Annotated in this window: 4 protein-coding genes; all 4 read left to right on the forward strand. The window is 76.5% G+C overall.

Annotated features, from left to right (window positions below; all coding sequences use genetic code 11):
- Positions 1 to 871: LytR C-terminal domain-containing protein (locus SH587_RS24540; RefSeq protein ID WP_320673302.1), on the forward strand; the 871-nt coding region annotated here is incomplete at its 5' end.
- A gap of 57 nt (positions 872 to 928) precedes the next feature.
- Positions 929 to 1,486 (forward strand): histidine phosphatase family protein, encoded by a 558-nt coding sequence (locus tag SH587_RS24545; protein ID WP_320673303.1) that lies wholly within the window; start codon positions 929 to 931, stop codon positions 1,484 to 1,486.
- The gene (locus SH587_RS24550) at positions 1,483 to 3,399 is read left to right on the forward strand and encodes a N,N-dimethylformamidase beta subunit family domain-containing protein (RefSeq protein ID WP_320673304.1); all 1,917 of its coding nucleotides are present in this window, start codon (positions 1,483 to 1,485) and stop codon (positions 3,397 to 3,399) included. The genes SH587_RS24545 and SH587_RS24550 overlap by 4 nt, the downstream gene beginning before the upstream one ends.
- Positions 3,378 to 4,925 (forward strand): O-antigen ligase family protein, encoded by a 1,548-nt coding sequence (locus SH587_RS24555; protein ID WP_320673305.1) that lies wholly within the window; start codon positions 3,378 to 3,380, stop codon positions 4,923 to 4,925. The genes SH587_RS24550 and SH587_RS24555 overlap by 22 nt, the downstream gene beginning before the upstream one ends.
- Positions 4,926 to 4,932 lie beyond the last annotated feature (7 nt).

The following is a 4,932-nucleotide window of genomic DNA, read 5'->3' on the forward strand; positions in this document are numbered from 1 at the left end:
TGCGCCCGCGGCCGCGGGCGCCGCCGGTGGTCCGCCGCGCCCGACCCCGCCGCGCCCGACGCCGCCGAGCAACGGCAGCCCGGGCCAGCCGACCCGCGTCGTCCCGCTGGCCGGCCCGCGCCCGGCGACCGCCGCCGCCCAGGCGACCACCGCCCGCGAGCGCGAGGCGCAGGAGGGCGGCCCGTCGCGGTCGATCGGCAGCATCATCGGCGTCGGCCTGGTGCTGGTGCTGGTGATCGTCGGCCTGCTGTTCGCGCTCGGCGTGGTCGGCGGCGGCGACGAGACGCCGGTCGACCAGCAGAACGCGAAGGACAAGCAGGCGCTGCCGGGCATGCGCGAGCGGCCCCGCTACAGCGCCGCGGCGACCAAGGTCCTGGTCCTCAACGGCTCCGGCACCGACGGGATGGGCAAGGGCGCCAGCGACGTGCTGGAGAACCGCCGCTTCGACCTGGCCGAGCCCTCCAACTACACGGAGAACGGCGTCAAGGCGACCCAGGCCACGTCGACCGTCGCCTACCGCTCGGGCGCCGGCAACCGCGAGGCCGCGATCGCGATCGCCCGCGCGCTGCGGATGCGCAGCACGCAGGTGAAGCCGATGACGGAGAGCATCCGCGCGGCCGCCTCGGGCACGCCCGACATCGTGGTCGTGCTCGGCGCCGACTGGGCCGCGGGCGCCGGGCGGCGGCTGGCGCCGTCGGCCGGCAAGACCGAGGTGCCCTCCGACCAGCAGCTGCCGCAGGGCCAGACCGGCGGCGCGGTCACCGGCGCGACCCCGGACACCGGCACCGGCACGGGGACCGGGACCGGGACGGGCACCGGCGGCGTCACGACCACGCCCGGCACCGGTGGCACCGGTGTCCCGAACCAGTAGCGGGGCCGGCGCGGCAGGAGCGTCCGGGTCGACGCCGAACGTCCCACTGCCGATCGCATGATCCTGCTCGCTCGCCACGGTCGCACCGCCTACAACGACGAGGGACGCTTCCAGGGCCACCGGCCGGTGCCGCTCGACGAGCACGGACGGGCGCAGGCGGCCGCGCTGGCGCAGGCGATCGTGGACCGCGGCGACGTCGACCGGCTGGTCTCCAGCCCGCTGACCCGGGCGTTGGAGACGGCGGCGATCGTGGCCGCCGCCACCGGCCTCGCCCCCGAGGTCGAGCCGCGGCTGGCCGAGACCGACTGCGGCGACTGGACCGGTCGCCGCTACGACGAGGTGGTCGCCGAGGACCCCCGGGGCTACGACCGCTTCCGGGCCCTCGAGCTGGACTACGCGCCGCCCGGCGGGCAGCGGTTCGGCGACCAGCTGGACGACGCGCTGGCGGCGATCGCGGCGATCCGGACCGCCGACGAGCAGCGCGCCCGCCGCGGCCCGGCCGGCGCGACGCTGGTCGTCTGCCACCGCAACGTGCTGCGGCTGCTGCTGCGCCACGAGCGCGGCAGCGCCCCCGGCCACGACGAGATCGACAACGGCCAGCTCGAGGTCCTGTGAGCTCGCCGACCCGTGCCGCGCGGATCCTCTTCGTCCTGCTCGCGATCGGGACGGTGGCGGCCTTCTTCGTCGCCCAGCGGCTGAAGAACGAGCCGTCGGTGATCCAGGGCGTGCGCTTCCTCTCGCCCGACGTCGAGCGCCGCGCTCCCCGGATCACCTCGTTCTCGCCCAACGGCGACGGCCGGCTCGACACGGTCGAGATCCGCTTCAGGGTCGACCGCACCACCCCGGTCACCGTCGAGATCGTCGACCGCGAGACCCGCACGGTGCGGACCCTGGCCCGCGACCGGCCGGCCCGCCGCTACCGGACGCTGCGGTTCTCGTGGGACGGCCGCCGCGACGACGGCATGATCGCCCGCGACGGCCGCTACAAGCTGAAGATCACGCTCCCGGACGAGGGCCGCAGCGTGGTCAACACGACCTCGATCGCGGTCGACAACCGGCGCCCGCGCCCGAAGGTGCGGCGGATCGGCCCGCAGACGGGGCCCGGCCCGGAGATCCTGCCCTCGACCGACGGCCGTCCGGCGCAGGCCCAGCTGCTGCTGCGCGGCTGGCGGCCGCGGGCGCGGGTGGTGCGGATCTCCCCCGGGCCGATGGCGATCGTCCGCCGGCTGGAGGTCGACGTCACCCGCCGCGCGACCGGCGGCACCGAGGTCGACGGCGAGCTGCGCGCGATCGAGGGCACCACCAGCTGGGACGGCAAGCTCGACGACGGCCACCGGGCCCCGGCCGGGTCGTACGTGATCCAGGTCTGCGTCCGCGACCAGGCCGGCACCGACGGCTGCGGCCCGACCGGCGCCGGTCCCGACCTGCTGCCGAAGCCGGAGCCGAACGGCCGCCTGCGCGGGCGCGGCGGCGTCACGGTGCGCGCGATCGCCGTCCAGCCGAGCCCGGTCCCGGCCAGCGGCGACCACCGGCTGACCTTCTTCGTCGACGCCCGCGGCCGCCGCTACCACTGGATCCTGCGCCGGATCGGCGAGGGCCGGCGAACCGTCGCCCGCGGCAGCGGTCGCGAGCCGCTGCTGCGTCCGCGGACCGGCTCGCAGCGGGCGGCGGCCTACCGGCTGGCCGTCAGCGTCGACACCCCCGAGGGCTTCCAGCGGATCGAGGTCCCGGCGCTGGCCACCGATGCGCGGCCGCAGAAGGTGCTGGTCGTGCTGCCGGCGATCAGCTGGCAGGGCAGCAACCCGGTCGACGACGACGGCGACGGGCTGCCGAACACGCTCGAGCAGGGCGGCTCGTCGCGGGCCCGGGCCGCGCGGGTGCTCTTCCGCATGCCGCGCGGATTCGACGAGTCGCAGGCGCCGGTGCTGGAGTGGCTGGCCCGCCACGGGATGCGCTTCGACCTGACCACCGACCTGGCGCTGGCCGAGGCCGAGGCCGCCGGCGACCGCGCCACCAGCCCGCGGCTGGCCGGCCACCGCGGCGTGCTGCTGGTCGGCGAGCACCGCTGGACGACGACCGCCCTCGCCGAGCGGCTGCAGCGGTTCGTCCGCGACGGCGGCACCGTCGCGGCGCTCGACCCGGCCGGGCTGCACCGGACGGTGACCCTGCGCGACGGGCGGCTGCGCGCGCCCGGCCGCTTCACCGACGAGGACGCGTTCGGCGTCCGCAGCAGCGGCGCGGTGCGGCTCGACGGGCCGCTCCAGATCGACGGCGACCGGGTCGACCTGTTCCGCGGCACCGACGGCCGCTTCGACGGCTACCCGACGGGCTGGCCGGCGACCCTGCCCGAGGGGGCCGGGCGCGAGGCGAGCGCGGTCGACGGCCGCGACCGGCTGCTGATCGCGGCCGTGCGGATCGGCAAGGGGCTGCTGATCCGGACCGGCCTGCCGACCTTCGCCGCCCGTCTCGGCAGCGACACGGACACCTCCGAGCTGATGAGCAGCACATGGCGACGACTCTCGCGCTGACCGCGGTCACGATCGCCGCCGCGCTGGCGCTGCTGCTGCGCGCGCCCGGGGCGCGGGCGGGAGCGATGGGCGTGGCGCTGGTCGGGGCGCCGATCCTGCTCGCGACCCAGCCCGACGTCTGGGACTCGGGCCCGATGCGGCAGCTGCGCGACGGGCCGGGCGGGATCCTGCTGCTGCTGGCCGCCGCCGCGGTCGGGGTGCTGGTGCTGGTCGCCGCGGCCGCCTTCCTGCGCCGGCGGCCGGGCTGGATCCCGCTGCTGGTGGCGGCGGCGCTGCCGTTCCGGATCCCGATCGACGTCGGCGGCGGGCAGCCGGTCAACCTGCTGGTGCCGCTCTACCTGGTGACCGGCGCCGCGGCCCTGGCCTGGGTCTGGGACCGCGCGGCCGGCGTCCGCGACGCCGACGGCCATCCCGGCGAGCCGCCGGTCGATCCGCGGCCGGTCGCGGCCGACGTGCTGCTGCTGCTGTTCGTGGTCCTCTACGCCGTCCAGAGCGCGTGGTCGGACGACCAGGCGAAGGCGGTCGAGCAGGTCGCCTTCTTCTACGTCCCCTTCGCGCTGCTCTACGTGGTCCTGCGCACGACCCGCTGGACGACCGCGCTCGCCGGCCGCTGCCTGGCGGTGGCGACCGGCGTCGCGCTGGTGCTGGGCGCGGTCGGCTTCTACGAGTACGCCACCAAGACGGTGCTGCTGAACCCGAAGGTGATCGCGTCGAACCAGATCGAGGACGCCTTCCGGGTCAACTCGCTGTTCTTCGACCCCAACATCTACGGCCGCTTCCTGGTGCTGGTGATGCTGGGCCTGACCGCCTGGATGCTGTGGTCGGCCCGCGGCCGCACGATCTGGCTGACCGGGGCGGCGCTGGCGATCCTGTGGGCGGCGCTGGTGCTGACCTACTCGCAGACGAGCTTCCTGGCGCTGCTGGTCGGGCTGGCGGTGCTCGGGGGGATGCGGTTCGGCCCCTGGAAGGCGTTCGGCGCGCTGGTCGCGGTCGTCGCCGTCGGCGCGGTGCTGGTGCTGGCCGCCCCGGGGGCGCTGAACCTGAAGGGGCTCAACCAGGACGGGCTCGACGGGGCGACCTCGGGCCGGGTGGCGCTGACCGGCGGCGGGATCGGGATCTTCGCCGACCACCCGTTCTTCGGCGTCGGCTCGGGCGGCTTCTCGAAGGCCTACCGCGAGGCCGAGCACAGCGGCGAGCGGAAGGCGGTCGACGCCTCGCACACGATCCCGATCACGATCGCCGCCGAGCAGGGGATCGTCGGTCTCGGCGTCTACGTGCTGCTGATCGTGCTGGTGCTGCGACGGCTGCTGCGCGACGCCGAGAGCGCGGCCGCGCGAGCCGGGATCGCGGCGATGGCGATCGCGCTGGTGGCCCACACGATGGGCTACGCGGCGTTCCTCGAGGACCCGGTGCTGTGGGTGCTGCTGGCCGCCGGCGGGGCGCTGGCGGGCGGGGCCGCCGCGGCCGCCGGGGTCCGCCGCCGCAGCCCCGACGCCCCGCGGTCCGCGACCGCGGCGGCGCCGTGACCGGCCG

This window comes from Patulibacter defluvii (genome assembly GCF_034096925.1).
GTDB lineage: Bacteria > Actinomycetota > Thermoleophilia > Solirubrobacterales > Solirubrobacteraceae > Patulibacter > Patulibacter defluvii.

Coding starts and splice junctions, on each gene's coding strand:
- SH587_RS24545 (WP_320673303.1), top strand. CDS start 929: ATGATCCTGCTCGCTCGCCACGGTCGCACCGCCTACAACGACGAGGGA.
- SH587_RS24555 (WP_320673305.1), top strand. CDS start 3,378: ATGGCGACGACTCTCGCGCTGACCGCGGTCACGATCGCCGCCGCGCTG.